Genomic DNA, 17,069 nt, shown 5'->3' on the forward strand with positions numbered 1-17,069 from the left:
GGGTGGCGTCCCTCGCGGATGTCCACAGGCGACCCGGAAAGGGTTGAGCCGCGGGTGGCTGGCGGGTAGGATTCGAACACACGTTCGAGTTGGGGGAGTGGTGGGGATGCCGGTCAGCTCCGAGGCCGTCGGGCCTCGCCCCGCGCCGACGCCCGAGGGTGATGTCGTCGTCTGGCTCGGGCATGTGTCGGCCTCGCTGGAACAGGTGCACGACGACGTGGCTGCGGACGCCGTGCGGATCGACGTGATCCGTGGGTTGGAGGAGCTGAAGGCGGCGGCCGCGGCGGTGCAGGCGCGGTTGGCGGTGGACCTGGAGGCCAGTCAGCGGCGGGTGCAGGCCGAGGCGGGCGTGCCGGTGGCGCAGCGGGGTGCCGGGGTGGCGGCCCAGGTGGCGTTGGCACGGCGGGACTCCCCGCACCGGGGTGGGCGTCACCTGGGCCTGGCCAAGGCGCTGGTGCACGAGATGCCGCACGCCTTGGCGGCCTTGCAGTCGGGTCGGATCAGCGAGTGGCGGGCGACGATCCTGGTCCGGGAGACCGCCGTGCTGAGCGCGGCGAACCGGACGGCGGTGGACGCCGAGCTGGTCGGTGACGCGTCGCGGCTGCTGGTGCTGGAGCAGCTGGGTGACCGCGCACTGGTGGCGCGGGTGCGGCAGGTGGCCTACCGGTTGGACCCGTCCGGGGTGGTGGAGCGGGCCCGGCGGGCGGTGGCCGAGCGGTGCGTGAGCGTGCGGCCCGCTCCGGACACCATGGCCTACCTGAGCGCGTTGCTGCCCGCGCGGGACGCGATCGCCGCGCACGTGGCGCTGGGGCGGGTGGCGGAGCAGGCCCGCAACGGCGGTGACCCGCGGGGGCGGGGCCAGCTCATGGCCGACGCCCTCGTCGACCGGCTCACCGCGCCCCCTCCGGTTCAGGCATCCCCGGGGACCGTCACAGGTGCCGCGGGTGCAGCAGGTGGCACGGATGCAGCTGGCGCCCCGGGTGCCGGTGCCGCGGGTGGCACGCGTGCCGGTGCGACTGGTGCCGCTGGTGCCGCTGGTGCCGCGGGTCCGACCGGTTGGGCGGCCACGGTGGCCGCGACCACGTGGGACGCGCCCGCACCGGTGCCGCCCCCGTCCACGCCCCGCACCCGCCCGGGCGACGTCGCGGTGCGCCTGGTCATGACCGACCGGACCCTGCTGGACGGCGACGAACCCGCCCACCTGGACGGCTACGGCCCCGTGCCCGCGGCTTGGGCCCGCGCCCTGCTCGCCGACGCCCTCGACCCGCCCGACGCTGTCGACCCCACCGGAACCCGTGACGCCCTGTCCGTTGCCGACGGCCGATGCGCCGGTGGGGACGAGGCGGCCCGGGTGTTCATCACCCGGGTGCTCACCGACCGCCAGGGTGCGTTGGTCGGGATGGAGTCACGCGCCCGCCTGGCCCCACGGGGCCTGGCCGACCTGATCCGCGTCCGCGACGGCGGCACCTGCCGCACCCCCTGGTGCGACGCCCCCGTCCGCCACATCGACCACGTCCACCCCCACGCCGCCGGCGGACCCACGAACGAGCAGAACCTCCAGGGCCTCTGCGAACGGTGCAACCACATCCGCCAGGTCCTCGGCTGGCACTCCCACCCCGTACCCGGCACTCCAGACTCGGCCGAACCACCAGCGACCGCCAGCCGCGCCGGCCCGCCCGGATCCAGGCACACCGTCGTGACCACCACACCCACCGGTCATACCTACGTGTCCGTGGCGCCGCCGCTGCCCGGTACCGAGACGACGGTGCCGCCCGGTTCCGCGGCCGAGCCTTGCGCAGAGGGAGGCCTGTGCCCAGCGGGAGACCTGTGCCCGGCGGGAGACCTGTGCCCGGTCGACGACCCCGGCGCGAGCGTGGTGGAGGACTGGTTGCAGCGCTACCTGGCACTGGCCGTCTGATCCCGGCAGGCTCGGGTGGCACGGCAGCAGCTGGCACGGCAGCGGGTCACGGACGATCGGAGGACCGACGATGGTGAGCTGGGTCTGGCTGTTCCTCGACCTGCCTGACGGCCCCCGCGACGACCCGACAACGAGCGAGGTGGAAGTCGCTCTCGAGTTCTGGTGCGCGGTCACCGGCAGCACGGCCAGCCCGTGGCGAGGCGCGCACGGCGAGTTCACCACCCTCCAGCCGGCGCAGGGCGACCCCTGGGTCAAGGTCCAGCGGGTCGGTGGACCGGGCGGGATGCACCTGGACCTGGACGTCGACGAGCCCCTGACCGACGCGGCGGCCCGCGCGGTCGACCTCGGGGCCACCGTCGCCGCGCGCTCCGACGACGTCGTGGTCTGCGCGTCGCCGGGCGGCCTGTCCTTCTGCCTGACCCCCGCCCGCCGGGACGGTGGCCCCAGGCAGCAGGCGGGGCGAAACGGCGACCGGCTGCTCGACCAGGTCTGCCTCGACATCCCCGACGACCGCTACGACACGGAGGTGGACTTCTGGGCCCGGTTCACCGGGTGGGGCGTCGACCCGGGCCGGGTGCGGGGCGGGTCGCGCCACTGCGTCACGGACCGGGTCCCGGGCCAGGACCCCGTCAGCCGATGGTGACGACCTTGTCGTCGTAGGAGACCCACGTCGACCCGTCACCGTTCTCGTCCCGGTCGGCCACGACCAGCCGGTACGTACCCGGGTCCAGCCGCAGCTCCACCGCGTAGTCGCTGCGCAGCGGGCGCCCCTCGTCGTCCAGCCGTGCGCCCTCGCTGACCGCGACGAACGTCTCCTCGACGACCTCTCCGGTCTCCTCGTCCAGGGCCAGAACGTCGAGCTCTCCCTCGAAGCCGAACCCCACCCCCGAGAGGGTGACGGGCGAGCCGGCCGTGGCGCCGTCCGGCAGCGAGGTGATGGACGCCGATGTCCAGACCTGCTCATCCAGCTCGTACGCCGGCTCCAGCGTCACCGCGCCCCACACCTCGGCGCCGGCCTGCCCGTCCACGGTGATGGTCACCGGCGCCGGCCCGCCGTTGGACAGCACCGTGTTGACCACCTGCTGCACCCCCAGCTCCGCGTAGGCGCTGCCGACGCCCAGCTCGAACGCCGCCGCGGGCAGGTCGACCACCGTGCCGGACGCGTCACCGGACACCGTCGCGGTCGCCGGGGTGCGCCCGGAGGACCCGCTCTCCTCGTCCCAGAAACGCGTTGCCGTAGTCGGGGTCCTGCGGGGTGGTGGACAGCAGGGCGTCCAGCGCCGCCTGCACGGCCGTCTGCCCCTGGGGCACCTGCACCTGGCTGGGCTCCGGGTAAAGCGCGGGGTCCTGGACGGTGTCCTCGTGCTCGCCCGCGAACCAGAAGCGTCAGCACCTCGGTGGGACCGGTCGGCCCCGTGGGCCCGTCCGTCGGCTCCTCGGACGGTCCTGACGTCGGGTCCGCGGACCCCGGGGCCGACGGCTCGGCGGTGCCCGCGGTCGTCTCGCCGGGCGTCGCCGTCCCGGACGGCGGGGCGGCCGAGCCGGCGTCGTCGCCCAGCAGCACCCGGACCACGAGCAGCCACACCAGGACCAGGACCACCGCCACCGCCAGGGCGGCGGCCAGGACGCCGGGCCAGCGCCGTCGCGGGGCAGGGGTGGGGGTGGTGGTCATGACGGTGGTCCTCCCGTTCGCCGGCCTCGGACCCGCCATGATCCCCGTGGGCGGCCCGGTCGGCGGGACCTCGGCCGGGGTGTGGCGGCTCGGATACGGTCGTCCGCATGAGCGCCGAGTGCATCTTCTGTCGCATCGTCGCGGGCGAGGTCCCCGCCGACGTGGTCCACCGGGACGACGACGTGGTGGCGTTCCGCGACCTGTCGCCCAAGGCGGAGGTCCACGTCCTGGTGGTGCCTGTGAGGCACGTGCCCGACGTGGTGGCCCTGGGGGCGGCTGACCCGCAGCTGCTGGCCTCGCTCGTCCGGGTGGCCGGGGAGGTCGCGGCCGAGCAGGGCGACGGGCAGTTCCGCCTGGTGTTCAACACCGGTGCGGCCGCCGGGCAGACCGTCTTCCACGCCCACGGGCACGTCCTGGCCGGTGCGGGGGCCGCCGACGTCGGGCTCTGAGCCGACCGGGCGGTAACCTGGGACCTCTTCTCGAGGAAGGACCAGGCCCGCCAGCCCATGCCTGACATCACCGGCGCCACCGCCGAGGACCCCACCGGTCCCGCAGCCCAGACCCCCGGATTCGGCACCGGGGCCGCCACCCGCACCTACACGGTGCCGCAGGGCACCGACCCGGTCGCGCTCCTCGGGGCCCGCGACGAGCACCTGCGCACCCTGGAGCGGGGCCTGCCCCGCGTCGATGTCCTGGCCCGCGGCGACGAGGTCACCGTGTCCGGCCCGGCCTCCGACGTGGCCCTGGCCATGCGCCTGCTGGAGGAGATGGGCGGCGTGCTGGCCGGCGGCCAGCCGCTCAGCGCGGACGCGGTCGAGCGGTCCTTGCGCATCCTGCGCGACAGCGACGGCGGGGTCCGACCGGCCCAGGTCCTCACCGCGAACATCCTGTCCAACCGCGGCCGGACGATCCGACCCAAGACGCTGAACCAGAAGCGCTACGTCGACGCGATCGACGCCAACACGATCACGTTCGGCATCGGTCCCGCCGGTACGGGCAAGACGTACCTGGCCATGGCCAAGGCCGTCCAGGCGCTGCAGGCCAAGCTGGTCAACCGCATCGTGCTGACCCGGCCGGCCGTCGAGGCGGGCGAGCGGCTCGGGTTCCTGCCCGGGACGCTGACCGACAAGATCGACCCGTACCTGCGGCCCCTGTACGACGCGCTGCACGACATGGTCGACCCCGACTCGATCCCGCGCCTGATCACGGCCGGGACCATCGAGGTCGCCCCGCTGGCGTACATGCGCGGGCGGACCCTGAACGACGCCTACATCATCCTCGACGAGGCCCAGAAACACCTCACCCGAGCAGATGAAGATGTTCCTGACCCGGCTGGGCTTCGGCTCCAAGATGGTCGTCACCGGCGACATCACCCAGGTCGACCTGCCCGGCGGGACGTCATCGGGCCTGCGGGTCGTGCGCGACATCCTGGCCGGCGTCGGCGACGTGCACTTCGCCTACCTGGAGAGCACCGACGTCGTCCGGCACCGGCTCATCACCGACATCGTCGAGGCCTACGACCGGTACCAGGGCTGAGCGCGTGATCGACGTCGCCGACGAGTCCGGCACCACGGTCCCCGGTCTGACCGAGACCGAGATCGGTGAGTGCGCCCGGCACGTGCTCGACGCCATGCACGTGCACCCGCAGGCCGAGCTCGCGGTGCTGCTGGTGGACCCCGACACCATCGCCGTGCTGCACGAGAAGTGGCTCGACCTGCCCGGCCCGACCGACGTCATGAGTTTCCCGATGGACGAGCTGCGCCCCGGCAGCGAGGGCTCGCCGTCGGGCCCGGGGCTGGTCGGCGACGTCGTGGTCTGCCCGCAGGTCGCCACCACGCAGGCCGAGGCCGCAGGTCACAGCGCGGCCGAGGAGGTCCTGCTGCTGGTCGTCCACGGCGTGCTCCACCTGCTCGGCTACGACCACGCCGAGCCGGCGGAGGAGAAGGAGATGTTCGCCCTGCAGCGCGCCCTGCTGCTGGAGTTCCTGGCCCGGCCCCGGCCGGACGGGACCGCGTGAGCCCCGACACCCTGATCTGGCTCGTCGCGGGCCTGCTCCTGGTGCTGCTGGCCGGCTGGTTCGCCGCGGTCGAGGCGGCCCTGGCCCGGGTCACCCGCGGGCGGGCCGAGGCCCTGCAGGCCGAGGGCCGCAGCCGGGCGCCCGCGCTGCGGCGGCTGCTGGAGGACACCCCGGCCGCGGTGAACACGGCGACCTTCGGCCGGATCGTCAGCGAGACCGCCGCCGTGGCGGCCGTGGTCGTGGCCCTGACGCACCTGCTGGGACCCGACTGGGTGGTCGTCCTGCTGGCCGGGACCGTCCTGGCGGCCCTGCTGTTCGTCCTGGTCGGGGCGTCCGGACGGACCGTGGGCCAGCAGCACGCCGACGGCGTCGCCCTCGGCGCGGCGTCCACCCTGACCCGGTTGGGGCGGGTGACCGGTCTCCTGGTCCGGGGTCTGGTGCGCCTGGCCGACCTGCTCGTCCCGGGCCAGGGCCTGCCGGGTGGGCCGTTCGCGTCCGAGGCCGCCCTGATCGAGCTGGTCGAGCAGGCCGAGGCGGACGCCGTCATCGGCCGCGGCAAGAGCCTGATGCTGCAGCGCGTCGTCCACCTCGGCGACACCGCCGCCCGCGAGGTGCAGGTGCCGCGCACCGACATGGTCACGCTGGACTCCGGGTCCGGGCTGGAGCGGTCGCTGCGCCTGCACCTGGAGTCGGGCTTCAGCCGCATCCCCGTCACCGGGCGCGACGTCGACGACGTGCTCGGCGTGTCGTACCTCAAGGACGTCGCCGCCCGGCTGCAGGACCTGCGGGCACCGGGCGGGGGTGCGGTCGGGGCCGCCGACGTGGGCGCCGAGGCCGTGACCGCCGACGACGTGATGCGGCCCGCGGTGTTCGTGCCCGAGAGCACGCCGGCCGACGACCTGCTCAGCCGCATGCAGGCCGGCTCGGTCCACCTGGCCGTCGTGGTCGACGAGTACGGCGGCGTGTCCGGGCTGGTGACCATCGAGGACCTGCTCGAGGAGATCGTCGGCCAGATCTCCGACGAGTACGACGACGAGGAGCGCGACGTCGAGCTGCTCGGGCCCGGGCGGTACCGGCTGAGCGCCCGGACGCACCTGGCGGCCCTCAGCGAGATCACCGACCGCGACGTCGACGACGACGACGTGGACACGGTGGCGGGGCTGCTGGCCAAGCACCTGGGCCAGGTCCCGATCCGGGGCAGCAGCGTCGAGGTCGCCGGGCTGCGCATCACCGCCGACCGCCGCGGCCGGCGCAACCGGCTGCTGTCGGTGGTGGTGGACGTGCTGCTCGACCCGCACGACGATGACGACCGGGCCCAGCGGGCCGGGGCACGGACCGGGTACGACGACGAGAGGCGCACCGATGGACGCGACTGACCCCACGGACCTGCCGACGGAGAACGCCAAGCTGCTGGTGCTCGCCCGTTCCGCCGCCGCCCGGGTCTCGGGCGCCGGTGCGGCGGTGCGGGACGACATCGGGCGGACCTACCTGGCCGGCGCCGTCGCCGTCGGTCCGCTCCACCTCGGGGCGGTGGAGGCGGCCGTGGCCCAGGCCGTGGGCAGCGGGGCCACCCGGTTGGAGGCCGTCGCGGTCGTCGGTGACGAGGACCCGGACCCCGATCTGCTCAGCGCGCTCGGTGACCCCCTGGTGGTGCGAGGGTGAGCGGCGAAGGGACGGCGCCGGCGTACCGGTCGGGCTTCGCCTGCCTGGTCGGGCGGCCCAACGTCGGCAAGTCCACCCTGCTCAACGCCCTGGTGGGCGAGAAGGTCGCCATCACCAGCGACAAGCCGCAGACCACGCGCCGCAGCATCCGTGGCGTCGTCCGGCGGGAGACCCCCCAGGGCGGCCAGGCCGAGCTGGTCATGGTCGACACCCCCGGCGTGCACCGGCCCAAGACCCTGCTGGGGGAGCGGCTCAACGACCTGGTGCGCGACAGCATCGCGGAGGTCGACGTCGTCACCCTCTGCCTGCCCGCCGACGCGCAGGTGGGCCCGGGCGACCGGCGCCTGGCCGCGCAGGTGGCCGAGCAGGTCAACCGCGGCCGGACCAAGGTCGTCGTCGCCATCACGCGGACCGACCTCGGTCGCGGCGACGACACCCCGCAGCGCCTGCTCCAGGCCCAGCAGCTGGCCACGAACGTCGGCCTCGAGGTGGCGGACTTCGTGCCGACGTCGGGGGAGACCAACGACGGCATCGACACCCTGGCGGACGTCCTGGTCTCGCACTTGCCGGCCGGCCCGCCGCTGTTCCCCCTCGAGCAGGTGCACGACGTGCCGATCGAGGTGCTCATCGCCGAGCTGGTCCGCGAGGCCGCCCTGGACGGGGTGCGGGACGAGCTGCCCCACTCCCTGGCCGTGGTCACCGAGGAGATCGTCCCGCGCGAGGAGCGGCCCGAGTCCCGGCCGCTGACCGACGTCCGGGTCCTGGTCTACGTCGAGCGCGACAGCCAGAAGGCGATCGTCATCGGCAAGAAGGGCGAGCGGCTCAAGTACGTCGGCACCCGCGCCCGCCGCGGCATCGAGGGGGCCCTCGGCGTGCCCGTGCACCTCGACCTGCGGGTCAAGGTGGCCAAGGACTGGCAGCGCGACCCCAAGCAGCTGCGACGTCTCGGGTTCTGAGCCCTCTCAGGCCCGCACGGCCTGGGTGAGCCCGCGCCCGGGCCGCCACGACTCCACGACGATCGCGTCGCCGCCCTCGGACAACCTGATCGCCACGACCTCGGTCAGGTCGATCCGGAACAGCTCGAAAGGCCCCGGCGGGGGCTCCGGCCCGGACCCGGCGACCAGGGCCAGCGCCGCCGGGTCGGTCGTCTCGTGCGCGGTGCCGGACAGCCGGGCGTCCCCGGTCCAGCCGGGCACGTCGTCGGAGCCGGAGTGCACGGCGACCCGGGCGTCGCGGCGCAGGTCGGTGAACCGGCGGGCCCCGACCATCCCGGCGAGCCACAGGTCGTCGCCGGCGAACACCACCTCGGTGCCGCACAGGCGCGGCGAGCCGTCGGCCCGCAGCGTGGCCATCACCTTGTGCACGTGGGCGTCGAGCCGACCGCGCACCTCGCGCGCCAGGTCGGGCTGCTCCGCCGCGAACTCGCTCCAGCTGCTCACCGGGGCACTCCAGCACGAGGCACCGACAGCCATGCCCTCCGTGTACCGTGGCGGCGTGCGGATGAGCCTCCTCCTTGGTCGCCGCGCCGGGGCCCACTGACAGGTCGGCTGCCCTTGCGCGGAGGCTCTGCCCTGCCGGCCACCAGGCCCACCAACCAGGCGAGGAACTCCGATGTCCCCCACGATCCACCCCCAGCAGCCCTCCGGCATGCCCTTCGAGCGCTACGTGCCCTTCCACGAGCAGCTGCGCGTCGAGCTGCCGGACCGCACCTGGCCGGACAAGCGGCTGCAGGCCGCGCCGCGCTGGTGCGCCGTCGACCTGCGTGACGGCAACCAGGCCCTGATCGACCCGATGAACGTCGAGCGCAAGATGCGCATGTTCGACCTGCTGGTCCAGCTCGGCTACAAGGAGATCGAGGTCGGCTTCCCGTCGGCCAGCCAGACGGACTTCGACTTCGTCCGGGCCCTGGTCGAGACCAACCGGATCCCTGACGACGTGACGATCCAGGTCCTGACCCAGGCCCGCGAGCACCTGATCGCGCGGACCTACGAGTCCCTGGTCGGGGCGAAGCAGGCCATCGTCCACTTCTACAACTCGACCTCCACCCTGCAGCGGCGCGTGGTGTTCGGCATGGACATGGACGGCATCGCCGACATCGCCACGTCGGCCGCGCGGTTGTGCCGCAAGTACGCCGAGGACATGGGCGACACCCAGATCCGGTTCGAGTACTCGCCGGAGTCCTACACCGGGACCGAGCTGGAGTTCGCGGCCCGGGTCTGCAACGAGGTCGCGGAGGTGCTCGAGCCGACGCCCGAGAACCCGCTGATCGTCAACCTGCCGGCCACGGTCGAGATGGCCACGCCCAACGTCTACGCCGACTCCATCGAGTGGATGCACCGCAACCTGCGTGGGCGGGACTCCCTGGTGCTGAGCCTGCACCCGCACAACGACCGGGGGACCGGCGTCGCGGCCGCCGAGCTGGGGGTGCTGGCCGGGGCGGACCGGGTCGAGGGCTGCCTGTTCGGCAACGGGGAGCGCACCGGCAACGTCGACCTGGTGACCCTGGCGCTCAACCTGTTCAGCCAGGGCATCGACCCGATGGTCGACCTGTCGGACATCGACCACGTGCGTCGCACGGTCGAGCACTGCAACCAGCTGCCGGTGGCCGAGCGCCACCCCTACGGCGGGGACCTGGTCTTCACGGCCTTCTCCGGCTCGCACCAGGACGCGATCAAGAAGGGCTTCGACCACCTGGAGAAGGACGCCCGCGCCGCCGGCGTGCCGGTGGACGAGTTCGCCTGGGCCGTGCCGTACCTGCCGGTGGACCCCAAGGACCTGGGCCGCAGCTACGAGGCCGTCATCCGGGTCAACAGCCAGTCGGGCAAGGGCGGCGTCGCCTACCTGATGAAGACCGAGCACCACCTGGACCTGCCGCGTCGGCTGCAGATCGAGCTGAGTCACGCCGTGCAGCTGCAGGCGGACCTGGGCGGCGGCGAGATCACGCCCGGTGAGCTCTGGGACGTCTTCGCCGACGAGTACCTGCCGGCCGGGCAGGACTCCGGTCGCTGGGGCCGGTTCGAGCTGCGGTCCCTGGAGGCCAAGGGCAACGTCGACGAGGACGACACCCTGACGGTGCGGATGCGGGACGGTGACTCGGAGGTCTCGCTGACCGGCACCGGCAACGGCCCGATCGCCGCGTTCACCACCGCCCTGGAGCAGGTCGGGGTGGACGTGCGGGTGCTGGACTACGCCGAGCACGCCATGAGCGCCGGCGGCGACGCGACCGCGGCCGCCTACGTCGAGTGCGCCGTCGGCGGCCAGGTGCTGTGGGGGGTCGGGGTCGATCCCAACATCGTCACGGCCTCGCTCAAGGCCGTCGTGTCGGCCGTCAACCGGGCGCTGCGCGGATGAGCGTCCCCCCGGGCGGTCCGGCCGTCCCCCCAGGAGCGGGACAGGTGCCGCCGGGCTACGGCCTGCCGCCCGGGTACGGCCCGCCACCCGGGTACGGCCCGCCGCCCGGGTACGGCCCGCCGCCGGGATACGGGCCCCCGCCTCCGGGGTACGGGCCGCCGCCCGGGTACGGCCTGCCGCCGGGGTACGGGCCGCCGGCGCGACCGACCAGCGCCCTGGCCGTCGTCGCGATGGTGTGCGCAGTGATCCTGCCCCCGGTGGGCCTGCTGCTGGCCTGGCTGGCCCGGAAGGAGACCGACCCGGTCACGGGTACGCGTTCCGGTCGGGACCTGGCCACGGTCGCGCTTCTGGCTCAACCTGGCCTTCACGGCGCTGATGCTGGCGCTGATCGGGTCCTTCGTGCTGCAGCTGGTGGGCATGGCCGTGTCGTTCCTGCCCGTGCTCGTCGGTGCGTCCGCCGGCTAGGACGCCGGGGCAGGGCAGACTGTGCCCGTGGGTCTGTACCGGGACAGCGGAGTGGTGCTGCGCAGCCACCTGCTCGGTGAGGCCGACAAGATCGTCACCCTGCTGACGTACGACAACGGCCTGCTGCGCGCCGTGGCCAAGGGCGTGCGGCGCACCCGGTCCAAGTTCGGTGCACGGCTGGAGCCCATGTCGCACGTGGACCTCCAGCTGCACACCGGCCGGTCCCTGGACATCGTCACCCAGGCCGAGGCGCTGCACCCGTTCGCCCAGTACGTGGGCGCGGACTACGCTCGCTACACCGCCGGCACGGCCATCGTCGAGACCGCCATGCGCCTGCTGCCGGTCGAGCGGGAGCCGTCGCCGGCGCTGTACCACCTGCTGGTCGGCGGCCTGCACGCGCTCACCGTGACGCGCCGCGAGCCGGGGCTGGTGCTGGACGCGTTCGCGCTGCGCTCTCTGGCGGTGGCCGGGTACGGACCGGGCTTCGACTCCTGCACCCGCTGCGGGGCGCCGGGGCCGCACTCGGCGGTCGCGCTGGACGCCGGCGGCGTCGTCTGCCCGCTGTGCCGCACCCCGGGCGTGGCCCACGTGCCGCCGGAGTCCGTCGCGCTGCTGGGCCACCTGCTGAGCGGGGACTGGGAGGCCGCCGAGGCCAGCGAGGACTGGGCCCGCCGGCGGGCCAGCGGCGTCGTCACCTCGCTGCTGCAGTGGCACCTGGAGCAGGGCGTCCGTTCGCTGCGACTCGTGGAGCGCCCGTGAGCCCCGCACCACCGACGCCCCCGACCCCGCCGCCGCCGCACCCCAGCGGCGTGCGACCCCCCGCCATCCCCGCCGAGCTGGTCCCCGGCCACGTCGCCGTGGTGATGGACGGCAACGGCCGGTGGGCCAACAGCCGTGGTCTGCCGCGCACGAAGGGACACGAGGCGGGGGAGGCGGCCCTGCTCGACGTCGTGGCGGGGGCGATCGAGCTCGGCGTCGGCCACGTCTCGGCCTACGCGTTCAGCACCGAGAACTGGAAGCGCTCGCCGGAGGAGGTGGCGTTCCTCATGGGGTTCAACCGGGACGTCATCCGCCGTCGCCGCGACCAGATGCACGCCTGGGGGGTGCGGGTGCGGTGGGCCGGTCGACGGCCCCGGCTGTGGCGCAGCGTGGTCGACGAGCTGCAGCGGGCCGAGGAGCTGACGGCGGACAACTCCGTCTGCACCCTGACCATGTGCGTCAACTACGGCGGCCGGGCCGAGATCGTCGACGCGGTCGCCGCCATCGCCGCCGAGGTCAAGGCCGGTCGCCTCGACCCCCGCAAGATCGACGAGGACCTGCTGGCCAAGCACCTGGACGAACCCGACATGCCCGATGTGGACATGTTCTGGCGGGTGTCCGGTGAGCAGCGGACGAGCAACTTCCTGCTGTGGCAGTCCGCGTACGCGGAGATGGTGTTCACCGACGAGCTCTGGCCCGACGTGGACCGCCGCTCCCTGTGGGCCGCCTGCGAGACCTACGCCCGCCGCGACCGTCGGTGGGGCGCGGCCGTGGACCAGGTGGGCAGCGGGACCTGACGCCGAGCCGGGGCTCGTCCGCGACACGTGCGGACAACGGCACTACTCAGAACAGACCGTCGCGGCTACCGTCCCCTCCGTGACGACAGGTCAGGTGGACGACGACGTCCAGTCCGCCCCCAGCCGCTCCCGGAGGTGGCGCGACGGCCTGGGCGGCGACGGGATCATCGGGGCGGCCGCGGTCAGCCTGGCGTTCATCGTCGTGCTGCTGCTGCGCGAGCAGATCGCCGACCTGGTCGACCGGCCCGGGGTCACCACCTGGTCGACGGTCTTCGTGTCCCTGGTCATCCAGGCCGTGCCGTTCCTCGTGCTCGGCGTGCTGCTGTCGGCCCTGCTGGTGGTCTACGTCCCGCAGCCCTGGATCACGGCCGCCGTGCCCAAGCAGACCGGTCCCGCCATCGGCGTCGCCGGGCTCTCCGGGGCCGTGCTGCCCGGGTGCGAGTGCGCGTCGGTGCCGCTGGCCGCCGGGCTCGTCCGGCGCGGCGTGCCGCAGGCGGCGGCGCTGGCGTTCCTGCTGTCCGCGCCGGCCATCAACCCGGTGGTGCTGGTCGCGACGGCCGTGGCGTTCCCCGGACGGCCCGAGGTCGTGCTCGCCCGGTTCCTGGCCTCGCTGGGCGTGGCCGTGATCGTGGCTTCGGTGTGGGCCCGCTTCGGCAACGCCAAGCTGCTCAAGCTGCCCTTCCGGGCCGACGACAGCGACCAGCCCAAGTTCGTCCGGTTCCGGGCCGCGCTGCAGCACGACCTGCTGCACGCCGGCGGGTTCCTGGTCCTCGGTGGGGCCATCGCGGCCACCGTCAACACGGCCGTGCCCACCGACTGGATCGACGCGCTGGCCGACAACCTGCTGCTGGCCATCCTGTTCATGGGCCTGCTGGCCGTCGCGGTCAGCATCTGCTCCGAGGCGGACGCGTTCGTCGCGGCCAGCTTCGCGCCGCTGCCGCTGCCCGCGCTGCTGGCGTTCATGGTGGTGGGGCCCGCGGTCGACATCAAGCTCGTCGCCATGCAGACCGGGTGGTTCGGACGGGCGTTCACCGTCCGGTTCGCGCCGCTGACGTTCGCGGTGGCGCTGGTGGCCTCGTTGGTCGTGGGGGTGATCCTGCTGTGACTCGTGCGGTGGGTGCGGCGGTGATGATGATGCTGGGCGGGGCCTGCCTGCGCCTGGTGATCGGCGGGGGGTACGTCGACTACGTCAAGGAGGTCATGTACCTGCCGCTGCTGGCCAGCGGGGTGATCCTGTTCGGGCTCGGCCTGGTCGGGCTGCTGCGCGAGACCGCCCCGGGGGTGGTCGGGGGCCACGTCGGGCACGGCCACGGCCACGGCGAGCCCCGGGTCGCGTGGCTGCTGCTGGTCCCCGTGCTCGCCGTCTACCTCGTCCCGCCGCCCGCCCTGGGCGCCGACAGCATCGACCGCGGTGGTTCGCGGGTGACCGAGCCCATCTCGCCCTACGGCCCGCTGCCCGACGGCGACGTGGTCGAGCTGACCATGCGCGAGTTCGTCGAGCGCTCGGTCTACGACACCACCAACGCCCTGGAGGGGCGCACGGTGCGCCTGACCGGGTTCGCGGTACCCGCGGGCGAGGAGGCCCAGGGTGGTCCGTCCGCCGAGGACGTCCCGGTCGGGGACGGCGACGCGGCGTTCACGCTGGCCCGGGTGAGCATGTTCTGCTGCGCCGCCGACGGGTACGCGTTCACCACCGACATCAGCGGGACCGACGAGCAGCCGCCGCCGGACACCTGGGTCACGGTCACCGGGCAGATGGTGCCGTTCGAGGGCGAGGTCGACGTGTACAGCGTCCCGACCCTCGAGGTGGAGTCGTTGGAGTACATCGAGCGACCGGCCAACGTCTACGAGTAGACGCGTGGCGCCGGCGGCCGGCCGGCCGAGGGCCGGGCCTCTCCCGCGGTCGCCGCCGCAGTCGGTGGCCGCCGCAGCCGGTGGTGGCCGCCGTTCGTCCGGTCATGCAGATGTAGGCATTATGCGAATCATTCTCATCTGACCAACGTTCGGCGGCATGTCGAGCCCACCCAGTCCTGTTCGCCGTCCGTCCGTCCTCACGGTCTCCGCCCTCCTCGTGCCGTCCCTGCTGCTGGCCGCCTGCGGGACCGGCGACCCGGCCGACGACGCGTCGGTCGTCCCCGGTGCCGCCCCGGTCGCGGGCTCGCCCGCCCCGAGCCCGGAGCCGAGCCCGGAGCCGACCGTCGACCCCGACCCCTGGGGCGGCGCCGAGCCCGAGGCCACCGAGGCCGAGGCCAGCGCCCCCCGCCTCGCCGTCACCCACGCGGAGGGCATCCTCGTGCTCGACGCCTCCTCCCTGGAGACGGTCGCCGAGCTCGACCTCGAGGGGTTCACCCGCCTCAACCCGGCCGGCGACGGCCGCCACGTCGTGGTCTCGACCACCGGCGGGTTCGCCGTGCTCGACACCGGCACCTGGGCCCGCCCCCACGGTGACCACGACCACTACTACACGGCCGAACCGCGGCTGAGCAGCGTGATGTTCCCCGCCGAGGAGCCGGGCCACGTCGTGTCGCACGCCGGACGGACCGTGCTGTTCGACGACGGCACCGGCGGCATCGTGTCGATCGCCTCCGGTGACGTGGACGACCCGGACGCGTCGCGCGTCGAGAACGCCACGGCCGACCCGCACCACGGCGTGGCGGTCGAGCTGGCGGACGGGTCGATGGTGGTGACCGAGGGCACGGCCGACGCCCGGTCCACCGTGCGGGTCCTGGACCCGGACGGCGACGAGCTGGCCCGGACCGACGACTGCCCCGGGGTGCACGGCGAGGCCACGGCCGCGGACGAGGCCGTCGTGGTCGGCTGCGAGGACGGTTCTGGTGATGTGGACCGGCGGCGAGCTGACCAAGGTCACCAGCCCTGACCCCTACGGCCGCATCGGCAACCAGGCCGGGTCGGAGGCGTCGTCGGTCGTGCTGGGCGACTACAAGTCCGACCCCGACGCCGAGCTGGAGCGACCCACCCGGGTCTCCCTCACCGACACGGCCACCGGCGGTCTGCGCCTGGTCGACCTGCCCGCGTCGTACTCGTTCCGCTCGCTGGGCCGCGGCGACGCGGGGGAGGCGCTCGTGCTGGGGACCGACGGCGCCCTGCACGTCATCGACCCCTCGACCGGCGAGCTCACCCGTTCCGTCCCGGTCGTCGCGGCCTGGGAGGAGCCCGAGGAGTGGCAGCAGCCTCGTCCCACCCTGTTCGTGCACGACGGCACCGCCTACGTCTCCGAGCCCGCCACGGACCAGCTGCACGCCGTCGACGTGGAGACCGGCGAGGTCTTCGCCAGCGCGGACCTGGGGGTGACGCCCAACGAGGTCTCGGGGGCCTCCGGGGACGTCGAGGCCGGCAGCGAGGAGCTGTCCGAGGGTGAGGAGGGCCACGACCACGAGGACCACGACCACGTCGAGCCGTCGACGGACGATGCCTGAGTCGACCTCCACCGCAGGGGCGTCCGCTGTCGCGGGCGCCCCTGCGGCGTGCGGCCGGCGCGCCCCGGTGTCCCGACCGCCCCGCCTGGCCCCCGTCGTCGTGGCCCTGCTGGCGGGGCTCGGCCTCGCCGCCTGCTCGACCGGCACGCCACCGACGGCGGCCCCCGCCGCGCCGCCGGAGGAGCAGGTCGAGGTGCTCGCCTCGTTCTACCCGCTGCAGTACGTGGCCGAGCAGGTGGGCGGGGACGCCGTGGCCGTCAGCAACCTCACCCCGCCGGGCGCCGACGGGCACGACGTCGAGCTCACCCCTTCCCAGGTCGCCCGCCTGGGCGAGGTCGACCTGGTCGTGCACCTCTCGGGCGGTCTGCAGCCGGCCACGGACGACGCGTTGGAGGTGGTGCCGCCCGCGGCCCTGGTGGACGCGGCGGACGTCGTCGACCTGGCACCGACGCGTGGGTCTGACGGTGCTGCCGACCCCCACTTCTGGTTGGACCCGCTGCTGCTGGCCGACCTGGGGGACCGGGTGGCGGCGACGCTGGGCCAGGTCGACCCGGACCGGACCCGGGACTGGGACTGGCGGGCCGCCGACCTGCGGGCGCGGCTCGAGACGCTCGACGTCGAGCTGACCGAGGCCCTGGCCCCGTGCGACGGGGCGGCGCTCGTGGTCTCCCACGAGGCGTTCGGCTACCTGGCCGACCGGCACGGCATCGAGCAGGTCGGGCTCACCGGCATCGACCCCGAGGTGCCCCCCACCCCGGCCCGGCTGCGACGGGCGGTGGAGGTGGTCGAGGGTCGTGACGTCGGCACCGTCTTCTTCGAGCGCTCGGCCGGCCCGCGGGTGACCGAGGCGCTGGCCGACGACCTGGGGCTGGCGACCGGGGTGCTCGACCCGCTCGAGCAGCACCCCGGCGCCGGTGAGGACTACGAGAGCGTCATGCGGGCGAACCTGGTGGCGCTGACCGACGGGCTGTCGTGCGGGTGAGTCGGAGGC

The 17,069-nt window shown here is 74.1% G+C and carries 19 protein-coding genes and 1 pseudogene; 17 read left to right on the forward strand and 3 right to left on the reverse strand.

The genetic code is table 11. From position 1 onward, the window contains the following. Positions 1 to 106: 106 nt before the first annotated feature. Positions 107 to 1,918, forward strand: coding sequence for a DUF222 domain-containing protein (locus SJY06_RS11635; protein ID WP_380167696.1), 1,812 nt, complete (start codon positions 107 to 109; stop codon positions 1,916 to 1,918). Between the two features lie 70 nt (positions 1,919 to 1,988). Continuing rightward, entirely contained in the window at positions 1,989 to 2,561 is a 573-nt protein-coding gene (locus SJY06_RS11640) for a VOC family protein (protein WP_380167697.1), read from the forward strand. Here the strand turns inward: SJY06_RS11640 and SJY06_RS11645 are convergent. Both SJY06_RS11645 and SJY06_RS11650 read right to left on the reverse strand, forming a co-directional pair. Beyond that, positions 2,548 to 3,093, reverse strand: coding sequence for a GerMN domain-containing protein (locus SJY06_RS11645; protein ID WP_380167698.1), 546 nt, complete (start codon positions 3,091 to 3,093; stop codon positions 2,548 to 2,550). The two genes, SJY06_RS11640 and SJY06_RS11645, sit on opposite strands and share 14 nt — an antisense overlap. Then, complete coding sequence (locus SJY06_RS11650) at positions 3,083 to 3,229, reverse strand: hypothetical protein (RefSeq protein ID WP_380167699.1); 147 nt, start codon at positions 3,227 to 3,229, stop codon at positions 3,083 to 3,085. The genes SJY06_RS11645 and SJY06_RS11650 overlap by 11 nt, the downstream gene beginning before the upstream one ends. A 468-nt stretch (positions 3,230 to 3,697) precedes the next feature. On the opposite strand from SJY06_RS11650, the gene SJY06_RS11655 reads away from it, so the two are divergent. The 7 genes and pseudogenes from SJY06_RS11655 (at position 3,698) to era (ending at position 8,225) form a co-directional block, all read left to right on the forward strand. Next, positions 3,698 to 4,039: an HIT domain-containing protein gene (locus tag SJY06_RS11655; protein WP_380167700.1), complete on the forward strand. Its 342-nt coding sequence runs from the start codon at positions 3,698 to 3,700 to the stop codon at positions 4,037 to 4,039. Positions 4,040 to 4,357: 318 nt separating this feature from the next. Further along, positions 4,358 to 4,822: pseudogene (locus SJY06_RS11660) on the forward strand (PhoH family protein); the annotation flags it as partial. A gap of 118 nt (positions 4,823 to 4,940) precedes the next feature. After that, on the forward strand, positions 4,941 to 5,126 hold the full coding sequence (locus SJY06_RS11665; RefSeq protein WP_380169705.1) for a PhoH family protein: 186 nt from the start codon (positions 4,941 to 4,943) through the stop codon (positions 5,124 to 5,126). A 4-nt stretch (positions 5,127 to 5,130) separates the two neighbouring features. Next, a complete protein-coding gene (gene ybeY / locus SJY06_RS11670; protein WP_380167701.1) occupies positions 5,131 to 5,607 on the forward strand; it encodes an rRNA maturation RNase YbeY in 477 nt (158 codons plus the stop codon). Continuing rightward, complete coding sequence (locus SJY06_RS11675) at positions 5,604 to 6,983, forward strand: hemolysin family protein (RefSeq protein WP_380167702.1); 1,380 nt, start codon at positions 5,604 to 5,606, stop codon at positions 6,981 to 6,983. Before ybeY ends, SJY06_RS11675 begins: the two co-directional genes overlap by 4 nt. Then, positions 6,970 to 7,269, forward strand: coding sequence for a hypothetical protein (locus SJY06_RS11680; RefSeq protein ID WP_380167703.1), 300 nt, complete (start codon positions 6,970 to 6,972; stop codon positions 7,267 to 7,269). Before SJY06_RS11675 ends, SJY06_RS11680 begins: the two co-directional genes overlap by 14 nt. Beyond that, positions 7,266 to 8,225: a GTPase Era gene (era, locus tag SJY06_RS11685; protein WP_380167704.1), complete on the forward strand. Its 960-nt coding sequence runs from the start codon at positions 7,266 to 7,268 to the stop codon at positions 8,223 to 8,225. The genes SJY06_RS11680 and era overlap by 4 nt, the downstream gene beginning before the upstream one ends. A gap of 6 nt (positions 8,226 to 8,231) precedes the next feature. Here era and SJY06_RS11690 read toward each other — a convergent pair whose 3' ends face one another. Further along, positions 8,232 to 8,708, reverse strand: coding sequence for a pyridoxamine 5'-phosphate oxidase family protein (locus SJY06_RS11690; RefSeq protein ID WP_380167705.1), 477 nt, complete (start codon positions 8,706 to 8,708; stop codon positions 8,232 to 8,234). A 172-nt stretch (positions 8,709 to 8,880) separates the two neighbouring features. On the opposite strand from SJY06_RS11690, the gene leuA reads away from it, so the two are divergent. From leuA to SJY06_RS11730, 8 genes are all read left to right on the forward strand, one after another. After that, positions 8,881 to 10,620 carry a 2-isopropylmalate synthase gene (leuA, locus tag SJY06_RS11695; protein WP_380167706.1) on the forward strand — a complete coding sequence of 580 codons (1,740 nt, stop codon included), beginning with the start codon at positions 8,881 to 8,883 and terminating at the stop codon, positions 10,618 to 10,620. 492 nt (positions 10,621 to 11,112) lie between these two features. After that, a complete protein-coding gene (recO, locus tag SJY06_RS11700) occupies positions 11,113 to 11,844 on the forward strand; it encodes a DNA repair protein RecO (RefSeq protein ID WP_380167707.1) in 732 nt (243 codons plus the stop codon). A 50-nt stretch (positions 11,845 to 11,894) separates the two neighbouring features. Next, on the forward strand, positions 11,895 to 12,641 hold the full coding sequence (locus tag SJY06_RS11705; RefSeq protein WP_380167708.1) for an isoprenyl transferase: 747 nt from the start codon (positions 11,895 to 11,897) through the stop codon (positions 12,639 to 12,641). Between the two features lie 79 nt (positions 12,642 to 12,720). After that, a complete protein-coding gene (locus tag SJY06_RS11710) occupies positions 12,721 to 13,746 on the forward strand; it encodes a permease (RefSeq protein WP_380167709.1) in 1,026 nt (341 codons plus the stop codon). Beyond that, positions 13,743 to 14,495: a DUF1980 domain-containing protein gene (locus tag SJY06_RS11715; RefSeq protein ID WP_380167710.1), complete on the forward strand. Its 753-nt coding sequence runs from the start codon at positions 13,743 to 13,745 to the stop codon at positions 14,493 to 14,495. The genes SJY06_RS11710 and SJY06_RS11715 overlap by 4 nt, the downstream gene beginning before the upstream one ends. A gap of 157 nt (positions 14,496 to 14,652) precedes the next feature. Beyond that, positions 14,653 to 15,519 carry a hypothetical protein gene (locus tag SJY06_RS11720; RefSeq protein WP_380167711.1) on the forward strand — a complete coding sequence of 289 codons (867 nt, stop codon included), beginning with the start codon at positions 14,653 to 14,655 and terminating at the stop codon, positions 15,517 to 15,519. Continuing rightward, positions 15,476 to 16,078, forward strand: a complete 603-nt coding sequence (locus SJY06_RS11725) for a hypothetical protein (protein ID WP_380167712.1) — start codon at positions 15,476 to 15,478, stop codon at positions 16,076 to 16,078. Before SJY06_RS11720 ends, SJY06_RS11725 begins: the two co-directional genes overlap by 44 nt. Before the next feature lie 67 nt (positions 16,079 to 16,145). After that, positions 16,146 to 17,060, forward strand: a complete 915-nt coding sequence (locus SJY06_RS11730; RefSeq protein WP_380167713.1) for a metal ABC transporter substrate-binding protein — start codon at positions 16,146 to 16,148, stop codon at positions 17,058 to 17,060. The last annotated feature ends 9 nt before the right edge of the window (positions 17,061 to 17,069 follow it).

This window comes from Jannaschia sp. R86511 (assembly GCF_042466345.1).
Classification (GTDB): Bacteria; Actinomycetota; Actinomycetes; order Actinomycetales; family JBBAYJ01; genus Aquipuribacter.

Coding starts and splice junctions, on each gene's coding strand:
- leuA (WP_380167706.1), top strand. CDS start 8,881: ATGTCCCCCACGATCCACCCCCAGCAGCCCTCCGGCATGCCCTTCGAG.
- SJY06_RS11655 (WP_380167700.1), top strand. CDS start 3,698: ATGAGCGCCGAGTGCATCTTCTGTCGCATCGTCGCGGGCGAGGTCCCC.
- SJY06_RS11720 (WP_380167711.1), top strand. CDS start 14,653: ATGTCGAGCCCACCCAGTCCTGTTCGCCGTCCGTCCGTCCTCACGGTC.
- SJY06_RS11665 (WP_380169705.1), top strand. CDS start 4,941: ATGGTCGTCACCGGCGACATCACCCAGGTCGACCTGCCCGGCGGGACG.
- SJY06_RS11635 (WP_380167696.1), top strand. CDS start 107: ATGCCGGTCAGCTCCGAGGCCGTCGGGCCTCGCCCCGCGCCGACGCCC.
- SJY06_RS11680 (WP_380167703.1), top strand. CDS start 6,970: ATGGACGCGACTGACCCCACGGACCTGCCGACGGAGAACGCCAAGCTG.
- SJY06_RS11640 (WP_380167697.1), top strand. CDS start 1,989: ATGGTGAGCTGGGTCTGGCTGTTCCTCGACCTGCCTGACGGCCCCCGC.